This is a genomic window from Marinomonas sp. BSi20584 (assembly GCF_002792415.1).
GTDB classification, from domain to species: domain Bacteria; phylum Pseudomonadota; class Gammaproteobacteria; order Pseudomonadales; family Marinomonadaceae; genus Marinomonas; species Marinomonas polaris.
In genome coordinates, this window is record NZ_KZ454887.1 from 13,092 (window position 1) to 38,978 (window position 25,887).

The window sequence follows — 25,887 nt, forward strand, 5'->3', positions numbered from 1 at the left end:
AAACACCACTCAAGGAAGAAGTAGGTGATTTGTTAAATCATGTCCAAGCTTAAAAACAATCGCTTATTCTCAAGGCTTGCCGAAGGCGAACGATGAACCACTCCTCGGCCTAATGACGTTGGCCATTCGTCACCTTTCATTAACGCCACATCACCCGCCTTTAATTCATTAATACGCCCTTTTTCGTGCAGGCCACTATCGTGATCCGCCACATGACCACCTAACCCCAAGCGATCTCTTATCACATGAGCCTCATGTAGCCATTCACTACCGCTTCCGACATAAGTTGATACCAATCGACAGGGAATTTTATCCACATGAAAACGCGGGCACATAGCGTTGGAGAGCACATTTAGGCGCAAACCGACTTCTTTAAGGTCAAATAAACACGCAAACATGTCGACCAATAACGTCACGTCTTCCACAAACAAGGCTTTATTTTGAGCCTCAGGCAGAAGCTTAGTTAACGTGGTGTTAAGTTGGGCTGAATTTCCTTGAGATTTGAAAACAAAATTCGGCGCAGATACTAATAAAGATTCTGCATATTGCGACAACAGACCAAGCGGCCTTTGCCAAATCGCCATACTAATGTTGTTTTGATAAATATCAGCAAAAACGTCTTGATGAGAGGATCTCACCACCCCCATTAATCGCGGATTTTTATCTAAACTAATTTGATCCATTCGTTCTGTATCAACGAAGTTGAGATCAATATTCGTTAAATCAACCGATTGCGACATTTTTTGTAAACTAAAATTCACCTTCAAGATAACTTCCTCTAAAAATGCAGACAGACTAATAACATCAAAAACAAATATGTTACGTTATAACATTTTATAAATAAAGTATTGAAATGAAGTAGGTGAATCCATTATGTTAATCTCGACTTTTAAGAGATGGATCCCATGGAACAGTTAGACTCAACCGATCGTAAGATTCTTAATTTGCTGCAACACGATGGCAGCCTGAGTGCAACTCAAGTAGCGGATAAGATCGGCTTGTCACAATCGCCCTGCTGGCGACGTATTAATCGCCTAGAACAAGATGGTTATATTCGATCGACGCAAGCGATTTTAGACAGAAACAAATTGGGATTGGGCATCGTCGTCTTGGTGAATATTAAACTCTCTTCCCATGGCCGAAAAATGCTGGATGAGTTCGAGCAAGCCATTGTCGACTATCCCGAAGTGGTAGAATGTTGGACGATTTCTGGTGCAATGGATTACAGCTTAAGAGTGGTTTCCAACAGCATTGAAAGCTATGAGCACTTCTTGCGTAGCCAGTTATTGCAACTGCCACACATACAAGAAGCGCAAAGTCACTTCACCATGCGTGAAGTAAAAAATATCACCACTCTTCCGCTGGACTTTTAATTATTAATCCAGCCACTGCTTATTTAAGCAGTGGATCATCTTTAGGTAATAGCTTCTGAATCCACAACGCCAGTTTGTGTTTCATACTTGGCAAGTCTTCTTTGTCCGCAGGCAAACCCACTACCAACTTATCAAGCACTAATAAACGATAAATTGCCTCGGTTTTTTCATTAGCAGACATGGTTGAAGAAAAACCTGCATAACCTCGTTTAAGGGCATAGTTCTCGCCAACTTGAATGGCTTTTTTACTTAGAGCCGCTTCATTTTTAATTTTTTTCATAGTTTCCCCTACTTGTTGGGTAATCAAACAAACCGCCAAGCGAACAAGCCTAGCAAAGCGATTGTCGACACATTTGATCATAACAATATTCAAATGATTCTCCCGACTTTATCAGCTTTTGATATTCAACCAAGCGTTTCTAATCAATAAAGCCCAAAAATCACTTAATAAACACAATGTTAGTAGCTTATCTCTCCTCTATCACGCTCACACGTACGACTAAAGGATAAGATAGGAACCAATAAATTGTCGACAATCCAACTTGATAAATCGAAAAAATACGACTATAACTAGTCACATTGTCAACAATAAAGCTTTTTGTCCATTTATGAACAACCTTATTTCGATCAAATCCGCGACACTGTCTGAAGACATCGCCCAGCAGCTCACCAACGCTATTGTGCAGGGTCATATTCCCCAAGGCAGCAAGATTTCAGAGCCAGAACTTGCCAAGCAATATGGCGTCTCTCGTGGGCCATTAAGGGAAGCTATCGTTAAATTAGAAGGGCTTGGTCTGGTTACGCGCACCGCTAATGTTGGCGCTCGTGTTATCCAACTAAACACACAAGATATGCTCGACACCTTCACTATGCGTGAGGCCTTAGAAGGCATGGCCGCTCGATTAGCTGCCACCACTATGCCAGCGGACGAAATAAACAGTTTGTATGCGCTACTCGATAAACATCAAGCGCACCTAGATGCCAACCAAGATGAACACTACGTGCAACAAGGCGGGAATGACGATTTTCACTTACGTATCATTCACGCCAGCGGCAACGCCAAGCTTATTCGTTTATTAACAGAAGAATTGTACGCGGTAATTCGCATGTATCGACGTCACACGTCGGATCAACGCAGCGATCCACGCCAAGCATTACGTGAGCACAAAGCCATTCTCGATGCGATTGCAAATCACGAAGGTGATCTAGCAGAACTACTCATGCGCCGCCATATCAGCCGCGCCAGCCAGCTATTAAAGCAAGCGATGGAGCATTCCTCTGTCGCTTCCCGTACTTAATTAAAATCGTTCTAAAGAGAGGAAAATAATGACAATACTTTCAGCAGGCGCCCGTTTTAGACAAGCCGTCGCAACCCAATCCCCATTACAGGTTGTTGGCGCCGTGAACGCTTATTGCGCCATGATGGCAGAGCAAACAGGTCATCATGCCATTTACTTATCTGGCGGCGGCGTTGCTAATGCCTCCTATGGTTTGCCAGACCTTGGTATGACAGATTTACACGATGTATTAGAAGATGTGCGACGTATTACTTCCGCTTCGAATTTGCCATTACTAGTCGATATCGATACCGGCTTTGGTGGCGCATTTAATATCACTCGAACCATTCAGCAAATGGAAAAAGCTGGCGCGGCGGCAGTGCATATTGAAGACCAAGTACAACAAAAACGCTGCGGACATCGCCCGAATAAAGCCATTGTCAGTCAAGACGAAATGGTCGATCGCGTGAAAGCCTGCGTCGACGCTCGTGTCGATGACAACTTTGTCATCATGGCCCGCACCGATGCTCTGGCTGTGGAAGGCATGGAATCGGCCATCGAGCGAGCCATTGCTTGTGTCGAAGCTGGCGCGGATATGATCTTCCCAGAAGCCATGATCACTTTGGATCAATACAAAGAATTTGTTGCTGCCGTGAAGGTGCCGGTTTTAGCAAACATCACCGAATTTGGCGCTACACCTTTATTCAGTAAAGAAGAATTGGCCAGCGCTGGCGTGGATTTGGTGCTCTATCCACTGAGTGCGTTTCGCGCAATGAACAAAGCCGCACTAAACGTATATCAGCATTTATTGAACGACGGCCACCAGCGCAACGTAGTCGACAGTATGCAAACTCGTAATGAGCTTTATGAATTTCTCAACTACCATGAATATGAAGACAAATTAGACGCGCTCTTCTCTAAGAAATAAGAGCCTAAAAAATAAGAGCATAAGAAATAAGAACTTAAGATAACAACAGGTAAAGCGTTTAAATATTTTCAACGAATCTCAAGACAAATAAAAATATGAGGTAAGAAAATGGCTAAAGTACTTTCTGGCGCAGGCCTACGCGGCCAAAGCGCAGGCGAAACCGCACTCTGCACCGTTGGCAAAGCGGCCTCCGGATTAACCTATCGCGGCTACGACATTGATGTCTTAGCGGACAAAGCGAGCTTTGAAGAAGTCGCTTATCTCCTGCTGTACGGAAAGTTACCTAACCGTACTCAGTTACACGACTACGAACAAAGACTGATGAGTTTACGCAGCTTGCCTGAAGAGCTAAAAGCCGTCTTGGAACTTATCCCAGAAAGCGCTCATCCAATGGATGTGATGCGCACTGGTTGTTCTTTTTTAGGCAATCTTGAACCAGAACTCGCTTTTGAAAAGCAACCATCGCTAGCCTTACATACCGCTGATCGATTGGTCGCAACGCTGCCTGCGATGGTCGTTTATTGGTATCGTTTCACCCACGATGGCGTACGTGTTAATACTCATAATGCCAACGTACCTTCTTTGGCTGGTCATTTTCTCACCATGCTGCATGACAAAGAACCAAGCGCTCTTCATACACAAGTGATGAACGCGTCTTTGATCTTGTATGCTGAGCACGAATTCAACGCTTCAACCTTTACCGCTCGTGTTTGTGCTTCCACCTTGTCAGACATGTATTCATGCGTTACTGGCGGTATCGGCAGCTTACGTGGCCCACTTCATGGTGGCGCAAATGAAGCTGCGATGGACATGATAGAACCATGGAAAACCCCTGACGAAGCCGAAGCGGCGTTGATGCAAAAACTTGCCAATAAAGAAAAAGTCATGGGCTTTGGTCACGCTATTTACAGTGAACGCGATCCACGCAATGACATCATCAAAAAATGGGCAAAAAAACTCAGCGAAGACGTTGGCGACGATCATTTATATGCGGTCTCAGAACGTTGCGAAGCCGTGATGTGGCGCGAGAAAAAACTCTTCTGCAACGCGGATTTTTTCCACGCCAGCGCTTATCGTTTTATGGGGATTCCAACCAAATTATTTACGCCAATTTTCGTTTGCTCTCGTGTCACTGGCTGGGCTGCTCACGTCATGGAACAACGGTCGAACAACCGCATTATTCGACCAAGCGCCGATTATATTGGACCAGATCATTCTGAATGGGTTGATATTGACGACCGTCATTAACCCAACATCAGCATTAAAATTTAACGATTAAGGAAAAGAAATGAGCAACAACGTAGATTTAAACAACCGCCCGGATTACGACCAAGTCATTCAAGACATCGCGGATTATGTACTGAACTTTAAAGTAGAAAGCCAAGAGGCCCTAGACACTGCTCGTAACTGTTTAATGGACACCTTGGGCTGTGGCTTACTCGCCCTACGCTTCCCAGAATGTACCAAGCACCTTGGCCCAATAGTACAAGGTACTGTTGTTCCAAATGGTGCTCGTGTACCGGGCACGTCTTTGTCTCTCGACCCTGTAAAAGCGGCATGGGACATTGGTTGTATCATTCGCTGGTTGGATTACAACGACACTTGGTTGGCGGCAGAATGGGGACATCCTTCCGATAACCTAGGTGGCATTTTGGCGGTAGCGGATCATCTTTCACAAGTTCGACTATCGAAGGGTGAAAGCCCGATGACCATGCGTGAAGTGTTAGAAGCCATGGTAATGGCCCATGAAATTCAAGGCGTTATTGCCCTAGAAAACTCTTTCAACCGTGTAGGTTTGTGTCACGTTTTATTAGTTCGTGTTGCCTCTGTTGCTGTAGTAACCAAAATGATGGGCGGCGACAGAGAACAAATTATGGCAGCAATCTCGCAAGCTTGGGTCGATGGCTCTGCTCTGCGTACTTATCGTCATGCGCCAAATGCAGGCTCACGTAAGTCTTGGGCAGCGGGCGATGCGACTTCTCGTGCAGTTCGCTTAGCGGATATGTCGATGCGAGGCGAAATGGGCATTCCTGGTGTGCTAACGGCCGATCAGTGGGGCTTTTATGACGTGTCTTTCTCTAAAACCAACAAAGACCAAGCTATTAAACCAGAAGCGCAACGCAAGTTTTCTTTCTCACAAGATTACGGTACATACGTGATGGAAAACGTCTTGTTCAAGATCTCTTTCCCTGCAGAGTTTCATGCTCAAACCGCTGCCGAAGCATCTGTGATTTTGCATCCTCAAGTGAAAGATCGTTTGGCAGAGATCGACAAGATCGTTATTCGTACTCATGAATCAGCGATTCGTATTATTTCCAAATCCGGCCCATTAGCCAACGCCGCCGACCGCGACCATTGCTTGCAATACATGGCGGCTGTGCCATTGGCCTTTGGTAATTTAATCGCCGAACATTATGAAGATGACTTCCATGCGGCAAACCCGATCATTGATGAGCTGCGTAACAAGATGGAAATCGTCGAAGACAAACGCTTCACTGCTGAATATTTAGAGTCCGATAAGCGTTCAATTGCCAATGCAATTCAAGTGTTCTTTAAAGATGGTAGCAGCACTGAAGAAGTAGTGGTGGAATACCCAGTCGGACACCGTCGTCGTCGTGAAGAAGGCATTCCGTTATTAGAGCAGAAGTTTAAAAACAACTTGGCAACACGTTTTCCAAACCGTCAGAGCCAAGCTATTTTCTCACTCTGTAAGGATCAAGCTGCTCTTGAAAGTACAGCGGTAAATCGCTTCATGGACTTATTTGTTATCGCGTAAACTTAACAAGCGCTGGCGCTTCCTTGTGGTCACAGTATGATAGAGGCCTTTGCATGATGTCACGAGCAAAGCCAAAACGAGGCGAAGGTCTCTAATAATGTGATCACTAGGAAATTTAATTTTTATGTCTGACAACCACCGCCACTGTTTTATTTTAAAGGGCTCGCCTCGCGAGGTTTTGTCAGACTTTCTTCGTCTGTGTGAAAATTTCTCTACTCCACTAATTGCCGCTCATGATGTGAGCCAGTATGACGAGTTACTCGTTCCGTCGTTAAAAACGAAACAATTTAAAACCTGTTCTTTTAAACAAGTCCGACAAGAACTAGGCAGCAACCATGACGCTATCTTGGTGGATTTGACTCATGGCGTATCTGCCAGTGCATTGGCTATTTTGTCTGGTACGGTTCGAGGCAATGGCCTCTTTGCCATTGCACTGCCTGATGTCGAGTGGTTATCAATGGCAGATCAAGACTTGTCGAGATATTTACCTTGGCCTTATGAGCCAGAACAAGTGACATCGCACTTTAAAAATTACCTGCTCGATAAATTACAAGACGCGACATCACCTTTTAAATTATTACTCTCTGGCAAGAATAAAAAACACAGCGTAAACCCGTTACCGGCTTTAAAACCAATAGAACCTAACGCGCAGCTAACCCAAGAACAAGCTGAAGCTCAGTCGTGTTTATTTGCAGAACTAGCCAAATCCTATGTACTAATTGCACCACGTGGCCGAGGCAAATCCACCTTATTGGGCGACAGTTTGGCAAAGCTAGTCAAAGAAGGAAAACGTGTAGCGATCACCGCGCCTAATCTGGACGCTATTGTGAGTCTTAAATCTCGCTTTGAGCAGGTGCTTGATCAAGACAAAGCTACTCTGCCTTTTTTCGCTCCTGATGCTCTGATAAGTAACTCGACTCACTGGGATTTTCTCTTTGTTGATGAAGCGTCCATGATTCCTTTGCCCATGCTTATAGAATTAAATCAGAAAGCTGAGCATTGTCTTTTTAGTACCACAGACTATGGCTATGAAGGCGCTGGTAAAGGCTTTGGCATTCGCTTTTGCCACTATTTAGAATCACAAAAAACTTCTAAAACATTGGCGCTGCAGCAACTAACTTTGAGCCTGCCAATTCGATGGGGGGGAAATGACCCACTGGAAAACTGGATCAATGATTGCTTCTTTTTAGCGAATCCAGAGGCTAACTTTGACGCACCTAATAGTACTAATAAAAGTATGACTAAGCCGACAAACTTTAGTCATCTTACTGGCGCTGATTGGCTAGAAAACACTAACTTGCTCGCCGATACTTTTCAATTATTGGTAAGCGCTCACTATCAAACTTCGCCTGACAACTTGCGCTGGGTGCTAGACGACCCTTCCGTGTCGACATATCTTTATCTATCAGAAGGAAATGCCCAAAGCGTTGCGATTATTACCGAAGAAGGCAACCTGCCAAGCTCACTCTGCCAAGAAGTCATGCAAGGGAAACGTCGACCAAGAGGACATTTAGTACCACAATCTCTACTTGCTCATGAAGGCGTTGAAAACGCCGGACAGTACTGTTACTGGCGCATCAGCCGAATTGCAACGGAACAAAGCCAACAAAATAAAGGCTTGGCGAGTCAACTACTTACGCATATCGAAACCGCAGCCAATGATCGTTGCGATTTTCTATGCAGCAGTTTTGCAGCGACTCCCGATGTGGTGTCTTTTTGGTTAAAGAATGGTTACGTACCTGTTCGATTGGGAACTGCCAAAGACCAAGCAAGTGGCAGCTACTCTTTGATGATGGTGAAGCCAACGACGGAGCACGCCACTAAGCTAGCCTACAAATGGCAAGCACGATTTATTGAACAGTTTCTAATTAACTTGCTGCTGCAATATACCGACTTATCAACCGATTTGGTTATGCTCATTCTAGGTCAAAAATATTATCAACAAAACGAACTTCCCGTGCTGGCTAAATTGTCATCGCAGGACTTGCAGGATATAGAGCTATTTGTAGAGCATCATCGTCAGTTTGACAGTATTCGCCCTGTTTTCCTCAAAGCGACACTGTCTCTTGCTTTAACAGGCCAGTTAACCCCCAAGGATCCAACCCACCAACTATTAATCGAAGCCGCTTTAGGCCGTAATACCGAACATAGCCGTCTAAAAGCGCAATTATCTGGAAAGAAAGCCATGCACCAAACCTTCAAAAAGCTTTTAACACAAACTCTTAAGTGAAAATGGGTGAATAACCACCCATTAAGAATTTAATTATGAGTGTAATCCCCCCTATTAAATTTCTTCCATAAAGCCTAAAAACCACAAATAAAATAATTTTACAAATAAAATCAAACACTTAAATAAAACATAAAGACTTGGCACAGATTGTGTAAACAGTATGAATAGCACCACCTGTTTTGCTTTGTCTGTATCTGGCGAAAAACCAGAAAAAATCAGGCTAAAAAACCGGTACACAATAATAATTCAGTTTTTGGAGTTTTATAAAAATGAAAAAAAATCAGCCTTGCTCTAACATCTTTAGCACTTGCTCTTTCTGCTACTACTGCGATTGCTGCCTGCGATCCAGGTGAGCGCGTTGTAAAATTCAGCCACGTAACTGGCGGTACCACTCATCCTAAAGTGGTTGCTGCAAATAGCTTCGCAGAACGTGTAAATAAAGAAATGAATGGAAAATTGTGTGTTGAAGTTTTCCCTAACTCCACACTATTTGGTGATTCAAAAGAACTTGAAGCTCTACTTTTAGGCGACGTTCAACTGCTTGCTCCATCACTTTCTAAGTTCGGTTCTTACACTGATAAATATGGCGTGTTTGACCTTCCTTTCATCTTTAAAGACATGGACCATGCAATTCGCTTTACTAAAACCAAAGAAGGTAAAGCGCTATTAACAGAAATGGATGACTACGCAGGCTTTGTTGGTTTAGGTTACTGGATGTCTGGTATGAAATACTTTTCTGCCAAAAAACCACTTTTGGTCCCTAGCGACGCAAAAGGCATGAAATTCCGCGTACAAACGTCTGATGTTGCAAAACAAATGATCGCGGCAATGGGTGCATCTCCTCAAGCTATGGCGTTTTCTGAAGTATACGGCGCGTTACAAACTGGCGTTGTAGACGGACAAGAAAACACTTGGTCTAACATTTACACGCAAAAATTCTACGAAGTTCAAGACAGCACAACCGATACTAACCATCAGTTGTTGGCTTACTTGTTCATGACATCTTCTGAATTTTTGAAGAGCCTTTCTCCAGAAGACCGCGCTCAATTCACTCAAATTGCGGATGAAGTAACACAAGAAGCAAACTTGAGTGTTAAAGCAGCGGAAGAAGAAAACCGTCAAAACATAATCAAAGCTGGCGGCAAGATCAATACACTTACTCCAGCGCAACGCCAAGAATGGGTGAATACAATGAAACCTGTTTGGCAACAATTTGAAAGCTACATTGGTAAAGATTTGATTGACGCTGCTGCCGGCGCTTAATCTATTTTTATCCCGCAGCGAGCTGACCTTAACAGGTCAGCTCTTGTGGTTTTATTCTGTGCTTTCTTGGTCCGCAATCTCTCATCAGCGACTGATCCTAGAACCTACGAGAAACCCCACAAAGCTGCACTTTAACTTGTTCTGGTCCACTTAGTTAAGGAGACCCCCATGGCACATTGGCCGCATCTTTACTTACTTATTTTTATTATTGTTCTTTGGCTATTAGAAAAGCGCTTCCCAAAAGTCATGGAACGAGCTGAAGAAAACCTACTGATCCTCGTTATTTCGTCAATCATGGCGGTATCCTTTGGTCAGGTAATCGCTCGTTATGGGTTTAATACTGGCTGGGACGCAGCGCTTGAATTCAACATGGTGGCTTTCTCTTGGCTAATTCTATTAGGCATGAGTTACGGTATTAAAACCAACCTTCACCTAGGTGTCGACATTGTTTTAAATGCGGTACCAAAACGCATCGCAAAAGCATTGTCTTTATTTGGTGCTGCAGCAGCCATGCTTTACGGACTTATCCTACTAGACTCTACGTGGCTAGCAATGCTTGGCGTAGACGTTAGTGGTGGCGCTATCGAGTATTGGTTGAAAATGTTCAAAATTGGCATAGGTTCAGAAGAGCTTCGTTACCCTGAATTTGTACAAGAAATGTTTGGTTTACGCCCTCGTGTTCACCGCTGGATAGTTCTTGTTGTTCTACCAATCAGCTTGGCTTTACTTTCTTATCGTTCTTTACAAGCATTCATCGATATTGCCCGCGGCAAACGCGACATGTTGATCAGTGGCCATGAGGCACAAGATCTTGTTAAAGAAAACCAAAACGTCTTGAAAGACTAGCGCAGGAGCATCATTGTGGAATCAATCATTCTATTTTTATTAGTAATCGTCCTGTTGTTTATTGGCTTGCCGGTTGGTATTTCATTGGGCTTATCGTCCATACTGTTTATTGCTTTTTTCTCTCACGACTCATTATCGTCAGTCGCGATTTCTCTGTTTGGGGTTGGTCAGCACTATACGTTGTTGGCTATCCCGTTTTTCATCATTGCCTCGTCTTACATGTCGACGGGTGGCGTAGCGAAGCGTTTAATTAACTTCGCAATTGCCAGTGTTGGTCACTTCCGTGGCGGCTTGGCAATGGCGTCTGTATTGGCTTGTATGATGTTCGCAGCCTTGTCTGGATCTTCTCCAGCAACCGTTGTAGCCATTGGTACTATTGCTATTGCAGGTATGGTTCAAGTAGGTTATTCAAAAGACTTTGCAGCCGGTATCATTGCTAACGCAGGTACGCTGGGTATTTTGATTCCGCCTTCTATCGTTATGGTGGTCTATGCGGCTTCTGTAAACGTCTCAGTTGGCCGTATGTTCTTAGCAGGGGTGATTCCTGGGTTAATTGCTGGCGGTATGCTGATGTTGGCGATTTACGTGGTCGCTCGTATCAAAAACCTTCCTTCTGAAGAATGGAAAGGTTTTGGTAATCTAATTCGTGGTGGTAAAGAAGCAGGCTGGGGATTGTTCCTAGTCGTAATCATCATGGGTGGTATTTATGGTGGTGTATTTACACCAACTGAAGCGGCGGTTGTTGCTGCTGTTTACTCTATGTTTATTGCCTTGTTTGTTTACCGCGACATGGGTCCTTTAAAAGGCCAAACATGGACAAACGATAACGATGCACCACATGCCCGTGTTGGTTTTAACGGTACAGTGTATGGCGTATCTTTCTTCCTTGTGTGGGAGATCATGTCCTTCTTCGCTTTTGCAGACAGTGAAACCGTCACTGGCGGTGATCGTGCATTGTGGGGCGCCATCATCTCGATTGCTATCGCTATTTTCTATGTCTATAAACGTTCAAGCAAACTAGAAGAATCTGTTGGCTCTTGCTTAGCTGCAGGCACGCCAATCTGGGGACGTAACTTGTCCATGATGCTACGCGGCTTCTTCCCTTCTTTGTTCGGTGAAGAGTCTCGCAAAGTAATGCTAGAAGGTACTAAAACAACGGTTATGTTGATGTTTATCATCGCCAACGCCTTGTTGTTTGCTCATACCTTATCGGCAGAACGTATCCCTCAAGCAATCACTGAATGGATGCTCGACGTTGGCTTTAACTGGTTCACTTTCCTAATCGCCGTTAACATTTTGTTGTTGATTGGTGGCCAGTTCATGGAACCATCAGGTTTATTGGTTATCGTTGCTCCTATCGTGTTCCCTATTGCAATGGAGCTGGGTGTCGATCCAATTCATCTAGGTATCATTATGGTGGTTAACATGGAAATCGGTATGATCACGCCACCAATTGGTTTAAACCTGTTTGTTACCTCGAGTATAACGGGTATGAGCTTAGCCCGAGTGGTGAAAGCTGCGATGCCGTTCGTATTAGTATTGATGGTGTTCTTAGTGATGGTAACTTACATCCCTGCACTATCTACTGCGCTACCGTACAGCATTATGGGACCAGAAATCGTTCAATAACAATTCCTCTAGTCCTAAGTGTTCTTAGCAACACATGCAAAAAATTTATAAAGTTTAGCGCCCTCCGGGGCGTTTTTTTATACCTACACAAAACGAACGATACGCGACATTTTCGTTTTCTTTTCTCTAAAATAACATCATTGTTTATTTTATGGCTTCACGCAGCAGCGTATTTTTGTTTTGATGGGACCAGACAGTTTCCACTTTCATCAATAAGGATTTTATGATGCTAAAAAAGCGCTGGTTACAAGCCTTAACCCTCGTTCCTTTGCTTGCCGTTAGTCAATTCAGTATAGCTGCAGAACAAGCAGCTGATGGCGTTGCGCCAGAAGAAGCGAGTGGTATCGAAAAGAAGAGTCTAGCTCACGCTCAGAAATTCATGGTCGCTACCGCCAATCCAGAAGCCAGTAAAGCCGGTTACGATGTGTTAAAGGCTGGCGGTTCTGCTATTGATGCTCTGGTTGCGGTACAAATGGTACTTGGCTTAGTTGAGCCTCAATCGTCTGGTTTAGGCGGCGGCGCTTTTGTTGTGTATTACGATGCAGCAAATCAAAAACTCACTACATTTGATGGCCGAGAAACAGCACCTCAAGAAGCCACACCAGAACTTTTCCAAGATGAAAATGGTGAGCCACTGTCCTTCTACGATGCCGTTGTTGGCGGTCGTTCTGTCGGCACGCCTGGCACAGTCAAATTAATGGGCGAATTGCACGACCGCTATGGCACCATGCCTTGGGAAGATTTATTAGCGCCAGCAACTAAGCTCGCGCAAGAAGGCTTTATTGTATCTCCTCGCTTAGCAGATGCGATTAAAGGCAGTGAGGAGCGCTTAGCTCGTTATCCAGAAACCAAAGCCTACTTTTTTAATCTCGATGGCACCCCACTTGAAGCAGGTAGCCGCTTACAAAACGCCCAATATTATGAAACCTTACGCTTCCTCGCTACGTATGGAGCTGATGAATTCTACACAGGACAAATTGCGAAAAAGATTGTCTCTCAGGTACGTGGAGCGCTAGATAACCCAGGAGTTTTATCCGAACAAGATTTTCTCAGCTATCGCGTAAAAGAGCGAGCTCCGGTGTGCTTGCCTTATAAGGAATATGATATTTGTGGCATGGGGCCACCAAGTTCTGGCGCATTAACGGTCGGCCAAATTCTTGGTATTACCGAACAATTTGATCTAGCGGCTTTAGGTCCAAACTCACCTGAAGCGTGGCAAATCATCGGCGATGCATCGCGTCTTGCCTTTGCTGATCGCGGTCGTTACATAGCTGATACAGACTTTGTACCTATGCCACAAGGTTTATTGGACAAACCTTATTTAGCCGAGCGTGCAAAACTCATTACTAAAGGCAAAGCCCTTGAAAGCGTTGAAGCTGGTGAACCTGAGTGGCGTCATCCAATTAAACAAGCTAACGACATTGCCATCGAGTTACCTTCCACAAGCCATATTTCTATTGTAGATAAAGACGGCAATGCTGTGTCAGTTACCACCACAATCGAAAATGGTTTTGGCTCGAATTTAATGAGTAATGGCTTTTTACTAAACAATGAACTGACAGACTTTTCATTTAAATCTCACCAAGATGGCTTCCCAATTGCCAATCGCTTAGAACCCGGCAAACGCCCTCGCTCTTCTATGTCACCAACCATAGTGATGAAAGACAACAAACCTTATTTGGTTGTTGGCTCACCAGGTGGTTCTCGTATAATCGGCTACGTAGCAAAAACACTTATTGCTCATCTTGAATGGGGCATGGACATTCAGGAAGCCATCACGCTGCCAAATATGCTCAACCGCTTTAGCACCTACGATCTTGAAAAAGGCACAGAAGCAGAAACCTACGCTAAGGCTCTAACCGACATGGGTTTTAAAGTATCTGTGCAAGATTTAAACTCTGGTGTACAGGGTATTGTCGTAGAGAAAGGCGGCTTACTTGGTGGGGCTGACCCAAGACGAGAAGGTTTGGTCTTAGGCGACTAATATCAAGCTATCTACAAACGTCATAGTAAGGCAAAGGACTGCCATACTAAACGTAACGCCATTAAAGTAAGAACAATATTAAAAATTCGATGAAAGTAACGATCTGGCATACGTTTTAATACTCGAAGACCAACCCAAGTACCAATCGCACCGCTGATAATCATACATACCAATAAAGGCAACCAAGCTGTTAACGGAAAACCTGCAACCTTAAATACCCCAACCTTCAAAATATGCTGTAACGACATCGCCATAGCAAAGGTTGCAACTGTGCGAAACCGATCCGCATGAATTTGCTTTACAAAGGCTGCTACTAATGGACCAGTTGCGCCAGCAAAAAGCGTAATGAACGTAGTGATAGCACCAGCAAATGCTGTTCCCCAATTACCCAATACCATCTTAGGAAGCTTCGGCCCCCAACATAAATATAAGATAAATAAAGCAATCGTTAGATACATAATAGCTGGCGGCAGAGAAACTAAGACAAAACTACCAATGAAAGCACCCAGCATCGCTCCGGGTAAAAACGTACTAATAAGTTTCCAATCAATATGTCGCCAACTCATCGCTGCGCGTCCAGCATTTGAACCAAGTTGCGCCACACCATGCAGCGGAATTATTAGTTGTGGTGGTAATACTTGTGCCATGACACCAAGCAACATAACACCACCTCCTGCGCCAAAGCTGGCGGTAAAAAAAGACGTTAGCCCAGACACAATAACAAGAAGTGTAAATACATGCGGAGAAACTTGGTCAAAAAGCAGTGCAGATAAGGCCATATAATCGACAGGGGATCAAAAGGAATGAAGTCGAAAGAATAGCAAAATGGGCTGCAGAAATCTCTGCTCGCCCATTCTTGTAAGTTATATAGAAGATAGAAGAGTACTAATTACTGCTTGTAGATATCTTTATCTAAATCATATTTACGCATCTTGTCGTAAAGCGTTTTACGCGGCAAACCAAGCGCATCCATGGTGTCTTTAATAGAGCCTTTCTGACGCAGCAGCTCTTGTTCTAATAAAGTTTTTTCAAAGCGCTCTAACTGCTCAGGGAGCGTCATCACACCAGGATTATTTTCATTGATAATGATCTGATCAAACTCAAACGAACCTGCTTCCCCCATCAGCACATAACGCTCAGCAAGATTACGTAACTCACGCACGTTCCCCGGCCAATCGTAACTCAACAAGCTGTGCATTCGCGCCGCCGACAGTGGCTCAGACTCTCGCTTATATTGTGCAATCGCCACTAAACAAAAATGCTGCCACAGTAGAGAGATATCATCTTTTCGCTCTCGTAATGGTGGAATATCTACTCGCACCACGTTGAGTCGATAATACAAGTCTTCGCGGAATGTGCCGCCTTCACTCAGTTGCTTCAGGTCAACCTTGGTCGCGGCCAGAATACGCAAATCCAGATCAATCGCTGTATTGGAACCCAAACGCTCTAAGCGACGCTCTTCCAACACCCGCAACAAGCGAATTTGCATCGACATCGGCATACTTTCAATTTCATCAAGGAAGAGCGTTCCACCGTTAGCATGCTCAAGCTTACCGATACGTTGTGTTTTGGCATCGGTAAAAGCGCCTTTTTCATGACCAAATAATTCAGACTCCATAATAGAATCAGGCACTGCGCCGCAGTTAATCGCCACAAAAGTGTGACCTCGACGAGAGCTATGCTCGTGGATGTAACGCGCCACCAGCTCTTTACCTGTGCCTGTCTCCCCTTGAATAAGAATATCCGCGCCAGTATCCGCTACATGCAACAACGCCTGACGCAAACGATGAATACCTGGCGTATTGCCGATAATCCGCGGACCTGGCGCATTTTGCGCAGCCAATTCCAGACGTAAATTGCGGTTCTCTAAGGTTAAATGACGTTTTTCCGAGGCACGACGCACCACTTCAAGAAAGTCTTCATTGGAAAACGGCTTTTCAATAAAATCGTAAGCACCGTCGCGAATAGCGCTCACCGCCATGCTAATATCGCCGTGGCCAGTAATTAGAATAAAAGGGATTTCCGCATCAATTTTTTTAACTTCTTCAAACAGCTCTAAACCACTTTTGCCAGGCAAATTGATATCGCTTACAATCACGCCAGACCAATCCAGAGACAACTTTTCAATCACGCCTTGAGCCGATGCGAACTCTATAACATCAAAATCTTCAAGCTGTAATGTCTGAGAAATTGCCATACGAACCGCTTGCTCGTCGTCAATTAATATTACTTGCTTGCTGTCCGGCATTAGATTTCCTCTTTAGGATCTATAGATTCTTTAGACTCTCTAGAAAGAGACTGGAATTCAGATAAGTGGTGGTTAAAGCAAGGTAGCCTAACACAAAATTCGGCACCGCCAGAATCTCGATTTTGCGCGCTAATTTGCCCACCCATTGCCTCGACGATACGCTGGCTAATCGACAAGCCTAGTCCTAATCCCAATCCTGAAGATTTAGAAGTAAAAAAAGGTTCAAAAAGGTGCCGAATAGCGTCATCACTTAAGCCATTCCCCGAGTCTTTAACACAGATAATCACTTGATTAACAGTGGAAATTTGCTCAATGTGGACTCGTCGTGGGTTATTCGGTGTTTCTAAAATTGCATCAGCAGCATTGGCCAATAAATTCACCAACACTTGCTCCAAAAAGACCATGTCACCATTCACAATAAAGCCTTGATCTTCCGTGACTACCAGCTCAATACCTACTTCTTTATAGCGTGGACTCATAATTTTCATAGCCCCCATAATGGCAGTCTGTACGGCAATAGGGCCTTGATGAACGTCACCTTTACGAGCAAATACTTTAAAGCGAGCGATAATATCGCCCATGTGATGACCCAATTGACTAATATGCTGCAAGTTAGCATGGGCTTGTTCGTACTGGCCGCGATCCAGAAACTTCAATCCATTCCCTGCGAAAGCTCGAATCGCAGTCAAAGGCTGGTTCAACTCATGATTCAAACCCGCACTTAATTGCCCTAATACCGCAAGCTTGGCTGTTTGGATCAGCTCTCGTTGCGTACCTTTATGCTCTTCAATTTCATGGCGAAGACGAGTATTGGCACCTTGTAGTTCAAACGTTCGTTCTTTCACTCGTTCTTCAAGCTCAATACGCGCTTGAGTGATATCTTGCTCGTAGCGTTTACGCTCGGTCATGTCATGAAAAGTCACCAAATAACTTAGGCGATTCGGCAATTGCATCTTACATAAGGTCATTTCCACCGGAACTGTTTGATCGGAATAACATAAGCGCCCTTCTCGCGTCAGCACTTTAATACCTAAATCATTAGCAGCTTCCAGAAAATCATTATGAGAAGACAGAACTAACGCATCTTGCTCGTCGGGTTGAAATAAAACGCCAAGTGGCTGCCCAACTAGAGGAGATAACGGCTGACCAAGCAGCTTTTCAACCGCCGGATTAAAAGATTCTATTTTGTGGTGCTCATCCAAGGTTACCAAACCCGCTTGTGTATTTTGAATCACTTCACGAATGTACGCTTGGTTGTGGCGCGTCATTTCATTAGCATCAGAACGCTCTCGTAACATGCGCCGACGCAACATAGCCAAACCCAATAACAAGGCTGTAATAGTCACGCCACCCGCAAAAATGGTACGCCATAAAGAGATTTCTTCATTGATGATTTTTAAAGGCGCAAGGATAGAAATTTGAAAGCCTAATAAGCGAATCGGGCGACTCATCCTTAAAAACGACAGCCGCTCTAATTCTTCGGTGCCATCTATAACAGTATTTTCTAACACATCAACAATTTGCGATTTTTCATCAAAAGGCTTTTGATAAACAATTGCCAGCTTTTCAATGGATTTACCATAATAACGCTGTGAATCAGCAATACGCTGCAACTCAGTATGAGACAACTCGCCCAATACCCGATACAACCAGTTAGCACGCGAGCTGCTAAACACAATGCCATCCGGATCGAGTAACAAAAATTCATAATGCTGATTGGCAAAACGTTTTTCGAATTGGGTCAAATCCACTTTTACAACGGCAATACCAATAATCGAATCGCCTTCATAGACAGGATAAGAGAAGTAATAACCGCGGCGATTCGATGTCGTACCAAGCGCATAATAGCGACCCGGTTTTCCTTGAATCGCGTCTTTAAAATAAGGTCGAAATGCGAAGTTACGACCGACAAAACTAGTAACTTCTCGATAGTTAGACGAGGCTATCGTTAGTCCATCTGTGTTTAAAATATAACTGTCTGAGGCTTCGGTGATGCGGTTAATTTGCTCAAGTTCACGATTAAGCTGATTAATGTCCGAGTCGAAACCGTCTCGCAGGGCTTTTCTTACTCGGTCATTAGACGCCAATAACGTCGGCATATGTTGGTACTTGGCAATCGCGCTTTCCAACACACTGGCAAGTTGGTTTAACTGCTCAAAAGAATCAATACGCAACGCTTTGATTTGTTGATTACGCAGGGCTTCACCGCCTTTCCAAATCAACAAAACCACCACAAAAAAGGCACCAAGATACAGCCAAATTAACTGTTTAGATGAAAAAAGCCATCTTATGCTAAAGCCGTATTTTTCTTTCAATGCACTCACCTAAAATACCTTGTTATTATTATCTCGACATTTATTTCAACTCAAAAAGCGCTACCTTGAGTAAAATTATTAAGCCCTAGCATGAGCAAAGGGCAACACCTCAGCAATATGCGATTTATGACACATTAACATCAACAAGCGATCCACTCCTAACGCAACGCCAGCACAATCTGGCAAGCCGTTTTCTAGTGCTGTGATTAATCGCTCATCAAACTGTCGATTCGCCAAGCGCATTTCCTTGCGTGTTTCTTTATCTTCAGCAAATCGTCTTGCTTGTTCCTTAGCATCAGTGAGTTCATGGTAGCCATTAGCTAGCTCCATGCCTTGCCAGTAAAGCTCAAATCGTGCAGCTACTAACAGCCCTTTTTCATCAAGATGAGTCTTGGCAAGTGCGGCCTGAGAAGCAGGATAACTATGAATAAAACAAGGGACGTATTTACCAATAGCCGGTTCTACCACGCTCGAGAAAAGTAACTCAAGCAAGGTATCGCGATCATCTTCCTGCAAACCGTATTCTGTGTGTTCGTGAGCACACTCTTGTAACTGGAACAATGTCGCGGTGAAAGGATCAAGTCCGGTATGACGTAAAAACGCCATTTGATAACTGAGTCGTTCGCAAGTCAGCGCCTCTTCATTCAATAGTGCCGACAACAACTGTTGGATCTCATCCATTAATTGCCAGTGATCAAAACCGACTCGATACCATTCCAACATAGTAAATTCGATACTATGTCGGCGACCAATTTCCTCGGCTCGGAACACTTTTCCCAACTGATAGATAGAACCAGAGCCTGCGCATAATAAACGCTTCATGGCGAACTCTGGGGAAGTTTGAAGATAGTAAGTAAGGTCTTCACCTTGGGAGCGCGTCTTACTGGTTAAGACTTCAATATGTGGATCAGTAATACTACCCAGAGACAGACATTGAGTATCCACCTCCATCACCTCACGCGTATCGAAAAAAGCGCGAATAGCTTTCAGTAACTGCGCACGCTTTTGCAAAATCGAAAGATCAGCGCTAGGTTGCCACATGGAAGCGTCATACATAGAAAAAACACTCTGAAAATAAAATGTATGATAACAAATTCAGAGTTACATATTTACTTTACTCAGCAGTATTTTAATGCCCGCAGCGCCAAACATCAGCGCGAAGGCAACATCAAAGCCGCGTTTCATTTTAAAATAGCCTTGGCGAATTCTTGGATTCGAAAACAACACAGCGTAGCCCAAATTTATGCAGGCACTTTGAATTGTTAATAGGACAATCACAGACAACAAACCTTGTGTGGAAACCGAACTCGGCATGCCCATGGCGAATAACGATCCTAGAAACAGAATCGCTTTAGGATTGGTTAAGTGGATAGCCAAACCACGAAAATAAGCAGTGCGCAAAAACGTTTGTTTAGTCTCTAACGTGGCCAACATTTTGCTCGTATCTGATTTATTCGTCATTGCCGAACGACAAGATTTGTAAGCTAAGAATAATAAATAGACTGCGCCGACATAACGTAAGCTTTCGAATAGCCAGACATTTGCATACAGCACAGCACCTAAACCAAAGGCAGCCGAACAAGACCAAAATAGCGAGCCTGTGAGTATGCCTGATGCTAACGCCAAACCTTGCACTCGCCCCTGATTCATTGACGTAGATGCAATCGCCAATGTCGCAGGCCCAGGACTCGCCATAGCGACAAAAGCACCAATTAATATCAGGACATAGTGGATTTCTTGCATGAATCACCTCTCAGTCTTTTAAAGAAACTCAATTTCGGCAATGCCATTTGCCCAACAAACAGACCTAATAAAATCAGCACAGCAGCGATTATCTGATTCGTTTCTATTGGCTCATTGTAAAACCAATAACCACCAAAAATACCAAACACAGGCACCAGTAACGTCATTGGCGCGACACTGGATACTGAGTATTTCATTATCATCTTATTCCAAAACCAGTACCCCAATAATGTCGTTGGGTAAGCTTGAAACAAAGCGGAAAACAGCGTCCATTGGGTAAATTGATTCGGCAACTCAGTGACGACTTGCGTTCCTTCAAAAATAACCGCTAGTAACAACAAAGGCAAAGGTGCAAACAACATTCCCCAGATATTAAAGGCAAAAATAGCTTTGGTATTCGCGCGTTTTACAATCAAGCCATTAACGCTCCAAAACACCGACGCCATTAATACCAGCACTAAACCTTTTCCAGTCACCGAACCACCTTCGGAGTAAATGATCAAAGCAAGTCCAAGTAAAGCCAATCCAGCGCCAAGCAACTTATTGCGAGTAATGGTTTCGTTTAAACATAACCAACCCACCAGCAAACTACTAACAATACTCATATCCAATAACAAAGAGGCCATTCCTGCCGAAACACCAGCGCCAATCGATAAGGTCGTTAATCCCCAAACGCCGACACCAAAAGACAAGCCATAAGCAATCAAATAGCGCCACGGCACATCTGGCTTCTTAATAAAAAAGATCAAAGGAAACACCGCAAAACTAAATCGCAACGCGGTGAGTACTAAAGGATGAACACTATTCACGCCAAGCTTGATCACACTGAAATTCAATCCCCATAACGCCATCAAGGCAAACAGCAACCCAAAGTCTCGTAGTTTCATTATTCGTTCCTAGTAAATAAAATCTGTTGTAAACAATAACGAAGGCGCTCAATTACACGCGGTGTTTCTATTCGAAACTACCGCCTACCTCACAGAAACACCGCGTGTAACTGAACATAACTAAGCATTTCCTTTAGAAAGAAGTATCACTAGAAAACCAAAAAGAACACAGATTCAATTTTTGATAAAAATAAGAGTACAATTCAAAGAAAGGAAATACTTTGGGGGAATGTTATGGCGCTTTACGAAACACTTGCTCAGCATTATATCGACGACATACAAGCACAACGACTGCCTGCGGGAAGCCGTTTGCCAGCGCTACGAACCATGGCGAAGCAGCATCAAGTCAGCATGACTACTGCGACTAAAGCCTATGATTACCTTCAACAAACAGGTTGGATTTATGCGCAGCCGCAGTCTGGGTACTTTGTTGCCAACCAAATTGAAGCAATCAGCTTTCCAAGTCTTAACATCAAAAGTATTGAACAACGGGATCCAAAACGCTTTGCGCCGTTAAATGGCTATAACCCTGCCTCGGCGCTTTTTAGCCCGCTTGGCACCTCGATGATTTCGCCAGAATTACAACCTAGCGTCGCACTGCAACGCAGCATTAAACGTGTCACTCAAAGAGCAGGAAAGCATCTCTTTCAATACCCAGAAACACAAGGCGACAAAGGCCTGAGAAGCGCCCTTGCGGAACATTTCCGCCATGACAATCTAGCCTTTTCAGCAGCCGACTTTGTGATCACCAATGGCTGTATTGATGCAGTAAGACTGGCGATAGAAAGCGTTACCAAAGAAGGCGACACTATTGCCATTAGCTCCCCTTGTTTTAGTGGCTTGCTCGATTTACTAAGTGCCCTATCTCGCAAAGTGATTGAAATCCCTATTAGTGAGAAAGGCTTAGATTTAGACCATCTAGAAACCTTGATGCAACAAGGTTTGATAAAAGCCTCTCTGTTTAGCACATCGAACATGAATCCAACTGGAATGACGCTGCCCGTTGAACAAAAACAAGCTCTAGCAACACTTGCCGCGCAATACAAAACACCGATGATAGAAGACGACGTCTATTTCGAATTAAGCCACCAGAAACAACAAACGCTGCCAGCAAAATATTGGGATAAAGAGGGATATGTGATTTGGTGCGGATCTTTTTCAAAAACCTTAGCCGCTGGACTGCGACTTGGTTGGTGTGTTCCGGGTCGATATTTAACGTCTTATATCAATCAACATTCCTTAACCAGCTTTGGTGTGAATGGACTTATACAGTCTTGTATGGCGGAGTTTATCAACACCGGTGAATATCGCTCTCATGTGAATAAAATACGTACGGTTTTGAATCAACACATACATAGTTATCAACAATTTTTAATCAAATACTTGCCCACCAATGCAAAAATCAGTGCCCCACAAGGCGGAATCGTACTTTGGGTACAGATCCCCAGTTTAAATGCTGTACAGCTTGAAAAAGAAGCTAATAAACAGGGCATCGACATACGCAGCGGTGCTTGTTTCAGTACCCACGACTTTTATCACGATTGCTTCCGTATAAACTGCGGTTGGCCGCTGGAAAATACTGGGGATAAACACAGTACTTATCAACAATTGATCAGCTTATGCGACATAATCAACAGTCTGATGAGAGCAGAGACTTAACAAAATTGGAGCGATTGCACATTTACTTCTTTAATCTTAACCTTTAGATCAACAAAAATGCTCTAGACTGTATTTCAGGATAAATAGAAATTCATGCACAAAAGGATTCATCTCTATGTCTTACCATTCCGTAAAACTGATAAAACGTCCTGAATTAGAAATCACTGAAGATATCTTCAATATTGTTACTCAAGACATTCCAACGCCAGCAGAAGGCGAAGTATTAGTAAAACTCTCTCATCTTTCTTTAGATCCAGCCATGCGCGGTTGGATGAGCGCGGATGAAAACAGCTATATCGCGCCGGTTAAATTAGGCGATACCATGCGCGCCAGCGGCATAGGTGAAGTCGTTAAATCCAACAATGAAAGATTCCCCGTTGGTGCTCGTGTTATGGGGCTTATGGGTCTGACTGAATATGCGATCAGTGATGGTAATGGCTTAAACGTCATTCCAAAAGAGCTGCCTGCTGAAGCAATTTTATCCGTCATCGCTCTGCCCGGTATTACGGCTTATCACGGTGTGTTTGAAGTGCTTAAACCAGAAGCAGGTCAGACGCTTATCGTCACAGCGGCAGCAGGTTCGGTTGGATCTCTTGTCGGTCAGATGGCTAAAAACCTTGGTTTAACGGTTGTTGGCGTGGCGGGCTCTGATGAGAAATGCCAATGGTTAACAAAAGAACTTGGTTTTGATCATGCGATTAATTACAAAGATGCAGACTTTGTCGAACAATTGACGCAAGCGACGCCAAACGGCATCGATCTTTTCTTTGAAAATACGGGTGGTTTGGCACAAGGTCCTATCTTTGAACGCATGAACCCTCATGGTCGCATTGCTGTATGTGGTCTAATTGCTGACTACCAAAAAGCCGAGCCAGCACCAGGACCAAGCTGGGTTGGCATCATCAAACGTCGCTTAACTATCCAAGGCTTCACCATGCCGGATCATTTCCATCGTATTCCTGAATACGGCCAAGCGCTAGGCGCCATGCTAGGCAAAGGGGAATTGAAATACCGTGCCCACGTTATTGAAGGAATCGAAAACGCAACTAGTGGCATTAACCTGTTATTTGACGGTAAAAATACCGGCAAGCTGATTGTTAAGCTATAAGCTCTCCAGAGATAAGATACAGTAGAAAAGTAAAAGGGAATGGTCGAATGACCATTCCCTTTTTAATTAAAATAGATTTAATAAGCTTAATGGCGAGTTATAAATCAAATTGTGACGGAAGCATCACCACATCCCGAATCGTCACATGACGAGGACGCGTAAGCATAAAGATGAGCGCTTCAGCCACATCGCTGGCTTCCATCAAGCTGCCTTTTGACTTGGCTTCTGCGAGTTTTTCCGCAGGCCAATCAGATAATAAAGAAGTAATAACTGGGCCGGGAGATACCGAGCCAACGCGAATTCCATGCTTGCTGACTTGTCTACGCACCGTTTGCACAAAACAATTCATCGCCCATTTTGATGAGGCATAAACCGGTTCCCAAGGTGTCGGAAAATGACCCGCTAAGGAACTGGTTATTAAAATATCGCCCACACCTCGTTCAATCATATGCGGCAAAACATCACGCACGTTCTTGATGACAACGTTAATATTCAGATTTAGCATTCGGTCTATGGCGTCGTTATCGGCATCAACTAAATCACCACCAACATACAAGCCGGCATTGGCGTGAAAAATATCGATCACTTTGGCTTTTTCTAAAATCCGCGGAACCATCGCCGAGCAAGCGGCAGGATCCAACAAATCTACTGCAAGGGTGATGACTGCATCGCCATGTTTGTCTTGCAAAGCTTGTAATGCTGTCTCATCACGATCCACGATCACGACCCGAGCACCTTCAGCTATCATGCCTTCGACACTAGCAAGACCTATTCCTGATGCGCCACCAGTCACAACGGCGACTTTTCCCATTAATGCTTTAGACATGTTTTATCCTGTTTATTGTTATTTATAGAGATAACAACACGCTACCATTCTATAGACTGCAAACTCTGCTACTTTTTTGCCTATAACTGATCTAAATTAGCCTTTAAGCCGTCGTAATACATAGTGACAGAGAATCCAATAAAATTAGTAGAGATTCTCAATAACAAGAGGGTTTCAGTCAAATATTGGCATCAAAATCGTAGATCATTTCGATAGTTCAATTTTTTTGATCATTAACCTCAAAATACTCCGTTACACTATTCTGTTTTTTTTATATATAGTGCCTACATATTAAGTAACACCAACCCAACACTAAGGTAAATCAAAATGACAACATCGTTAATCCAAAAAATCACTAACACAACTTCTGGTATCGCTAGCACAATTTTGCGTATTCCAGTGGGTCTAATCCTAATGGCACATGGCGCGCAAAAATTGTTTGGTGCGTTTGGCGGTTACGGTCTTGAAGGCACTGGTCAGTGGATGGCATCTATTGGTCTAGAACCTGGTTATCTGATGGCTCTTTTAGCAGGTAGTGCAGAATTCTTTGGTGGCTTGGCACTTGTTATCGGTTTGCTTGTTCGTCCAGCTTCTGCAGTTATTGCTTTCACTATGCTAATGGCAATCTTCTCTGTGCATATTTCAAACGGTTTGTTCATGGCAAACAACGGCTATGAATACGCACTAACACTTTTGATTGTTGCCGTTTCTTTAGTATTCAGCGGCGCCGGCTCTTTCTCTGTAGATAAAGCGATTTCTGCTAAAAACTAGCCTAATAATACATTACTTTAAAAG

At 43.8% G+C, this 25,887-nt stretch carries 22 protein-coding genes; 13 read left to right on the top strand and 9 right to left on the bottom strand.

Annotated elements, in window-relative coordinates:
• Positions 1-32: 32 nt before the first annotated feature.
• The gene (locus tag TY87_RS16530) at positions 33-761 is read right to left on the bottom strand and encodes a DUF1826 domain-containing protein (protein WP_232617168.1); all 729 of its coding nucleotides are present in this window, start codon (positions 759-761) and stop codon (positions 33-35) included.
• A gap of 144 nt (positions 762-905) precedes the next feature.
• On the opposite strand from TY87_RS16530, the gene TY87_RS16535 reads away from it, so the two are divergent.
• Positions 906-1,373, top strand: coding sequence for an Lrp/AsnC family transcriptional regulator (locus TY87_RS16535; RefSeq protein WP_100187915.1), 468 nt, complete (start codon positions 906-908; stop codon positions 1,371-1,373).
• 19 nt (positions 1,374-1,392) lie between these two features.
• Here the strand turns inward: TY87_RS16535 and TY87_RS16540 are convergent, their stop codons facing one another.
• Positions 1,393-1,653, bottom strand: coding sequence for a DUF5062 family protein (locus TY87_RS16540; protein WP_012068645.1), 261 nt, complete (start codon positions 1,651-1,653; stop codon positions 1,393-1,395).
• A 328-nt stretch (positions 1,654-1,981) separates the two neighbouring features.
• On the opposite strand from TY87_RS16540, the gene TY87_RS16545 reads away from it, so the two are divergent.
• From TY87_RS16545 to ggt, 9 genes are all read left to right on the top strand, one after another.
• Positions 1,982-2,671 carry a GntR family transcriptional regulator gene (locus TY87_RS16545; protein WP_100187916.1) on the top strand — a complete coding sequence of 230 codons (690 nt, stop codon included), beginning with the start codon at positions 1,982-1,984 and terminating at the stop codon, positions 2,669-2,671.
• Positions 2,672-2,699: 28 nt separating this feature from the next.
• Positions 2,700-3,578 carry a methylisocitrate lyase gene (prpB, locus tag TY87_RS16550; RefSeq protein ID WP_072840362.1) on the top strand — a complete coding sequence of 293 codons (879 nt, stop codon included), beginning with the start codon at positions 2,700-2,702 and terminating at the stop codon, positions 3,576-3,578.
• A 108-nt stretch (positions 3,579-3,686) separates the two neighbouring features.
• Positions 3,687-4,826: a bifunctional 2-methylcitrate synthase/citrate synthase gene (prpC, locus tag TY87_RS16555; RefSeq protein ID WP_100187917.1), complete on the top strand. Its 1,140-nt coding sequence runs from the start codon at positions 3,687-3,689 to the stop codon at positions 4,824-4,826.
• Positions 4,827-4,866: 40 nt separating this feature from the next.
• Positions 4,867-6,354, top strand: coding sequence for a 2-methylcitrate dehydratase (gene prpD, locus TY87_RS16560; protein WP_100187918.1), 1,488 nt, complete (start codon positions 4,867-4,869; stop codon positions 6,352-6,354).
• A gap of 124 nt (positions 6,355-6,478) precedes the next feature.
• Entirely contained in the window at positions 6,479-8,584 is a 2,106-nt protein-coding gene (locus tag TY87_RS16565) for a tRNA(Met) cytidine acetyltransferase TmcA (protein ID WP_100187919.1), read from the top strand.
• 279 nt (positions 8,585-8,863) lie between these two features.
• Entirely contained in the window at positions 8,864-9,847 is a 984-nt protein-coding gene (locus TY87_RS16570; RefSeq protein WP_100187920.1) for a TRAP transporter substrate-binding protein, read from the top strand.
• Between the two features lie 168 nt (positions 9,848-10,015).
• On the top strand, positions 10,016-10,693 hold the full coding sequence (locus TY87_RS16575) for a TRAP transporter small permease (protein ID WP_072840367.1): 678 nt from the start codon (positions 10,016-10,018) through the stop codon (positions 10,691-10,693).
• A 15-nt stretch (positions 10,694-10,708) separates the two neighbouring features.
• Positions 10,709-12,322, top strand: coding sequence for a TRAP transporter large permease (locus TY87_RS16580; protein ID WP_072840368.1), 1,614 nt, complete (start codon positions 10,709-10,711; stop codon positions 12,320-12,322).
• A 223-nt stretch (positions 12,323-12,545) separates the two neighbouring features.
• Positions 12,546-14,306: a gamma-glutamyltransferase gene (gene ggt, locus TY87_RS16585; RefSeq protein WP_198432119.1), complete on the top strand. Its 1,761-nt coding sequence runs from the start codon at positions 12,546-12,548 to the stop codon at positions 14,304-14,306.
• A gap of 20 nt (positions 14,307-14,326) precedes the next feature.
• Here the strand turns inward: ggt and TY87_RS16590 are convergent, their stop codons facing one another.
• The 6 genes from TY87_RS16590 to TY87_RS16615 all read right to left on the bottom strand — a co-directional run bounded on the left by TY87_RS16590 (position 14,327) and on the right by TY87_RS16615 (position 21,499).
• The gene (locus tag TY87_RS16590) at positions 14,327-15,085 is read right to left on the bottom strand and encodes a sulfite exporter TauE/SafE family protein (protein WP_100187921.1); all 759 of its coding nucleotides are present in this window, start codon (positions 15,083-15,085) and stop codon (positions 14,327-14,329) included.
• Between the two features lie 110 nt (positions 15,086-15,195).
• Complete coding sequence (locus TY87_RS16595) at positions 15,196-16,554, bottom strand: sigma-54-dependent transcriptional regulator (protein WP_100187922.1); 1,359 nt, start codon at positions 16,552-16,554, stop codon at positions 15,196-15,198.
• Positions 16,554-18,878: an ATP-binding protein gene (locus TY87_RS16600; RefSeq protein ID WP_100187923.1), complete on the bottom strand. Its 2,325-nt coding sequence runs from the start codon at positions 18,876-18,878 to the stop codon at positions 16,554-16,556. The genes TY87_RS16595 and TY87_RS16600 overlap by 1 nt, the downstream gene beginning before the upstream one ends.
• 69 nt (positions 18,879-18,947) lie before the next feature.
• Complete coding sequence (gene epmA / locus TY87_RS16605) at positions 18,948-19,910, bottom strand: EF-P lysine aminoacylase EpmA (RefSeq protein WP_100187970.1); 963 nt, start codon at positions 19,908-19,910, stop codon at positions 18,948-18,950.
• A 60-nt stretch (positions 19,911-19,970) separates the two neighbouring features.
• Positions 19,971-20,612 carry a LysE family translocator gene (locus TY87_RS16610; RefSeq protein WP_100187924.1) on the bottom strand — a complete coding sequence of 214 codons (642 nt, stop codon included), beginning with the start codon at positions 20,610-20,612 and terminating at the stop codon, positions 19,971-19,973.
• On the bottom strand, positions 20,588-21,499 hold the full coding sequence (locus tag TY87_RS16615) for an EamA family transporter (protein WP_072840374.1): 912 nt from the start codon (positions 21,497-21,499) through the stop codon (positions 20,588-20,590). The genes TY87_RS16610 and TY87_RS16615 overlap by 25 nt, the downstream gene beginning before the upstream one ends.
• A gap of 234 nt (positions 21,500-21,733) precedes the next feature.
• On the opposite strand from TY87_RS16615, the gene TY87_RS16620 reads away from it, so the two are divergent.
• Positions 21,734-23,158 (top strand): aminotransferase-like domain-containing protein, encoded by a 1,425-nt coding sequence (locus TY87_RS16620; protein WP_100187925.1) that lies wholly within the window; start codon positions 21,734-21,736, stop codon positions 23,156-23,158.
• A 115-nt stretch (positions 23,159-23,273) separates the two neighbouring features.
• Complete coding sequence (locus TY87_RS16625; protein ID WP_100187926.1) at positions 23,274-24,266, top strand: NADP-dependent oxidoreductase; 993 nt, start codon at positions 23,274-23,276, stop codon at positions 24,264-24,266.
• A gap of 97 nt (positions 24,267-24,363) precedes the next feature.
• On the opposite strand, the gene TY87_RS16630 is transcribed toward TY87_RS16625, so the two are convergent.
• A complete protein-coding gene (locus TY87_RS16630; protein ID WP_100187927.1) occupies positions 24,364-25,092 on the bottom strand; it encodes an SDR family oxidoreductase in 729 nt (242 codons plus the stop codon).
• A 327-nt stretch (positions 25,093-25,419) separates the two neighbouring features.
• On the opposite strand from TY87_RS16630, the gene TY87_RS16635 reads away from it, so the two are divergent.
• The gene (locus TY87_RS16635; protein ID WP_072840378.1) at positions 25,420-25,863 is read left to right on the top strand and encodes a DoxX family protein; all 444 of its coding nucleotides are present in this window, start codon (positions 25,420-25,422) and stop codon (positions 25,861-25,863) included.
• Positions 25,864-25,887 lie beyond the last annotated feature (24 nt).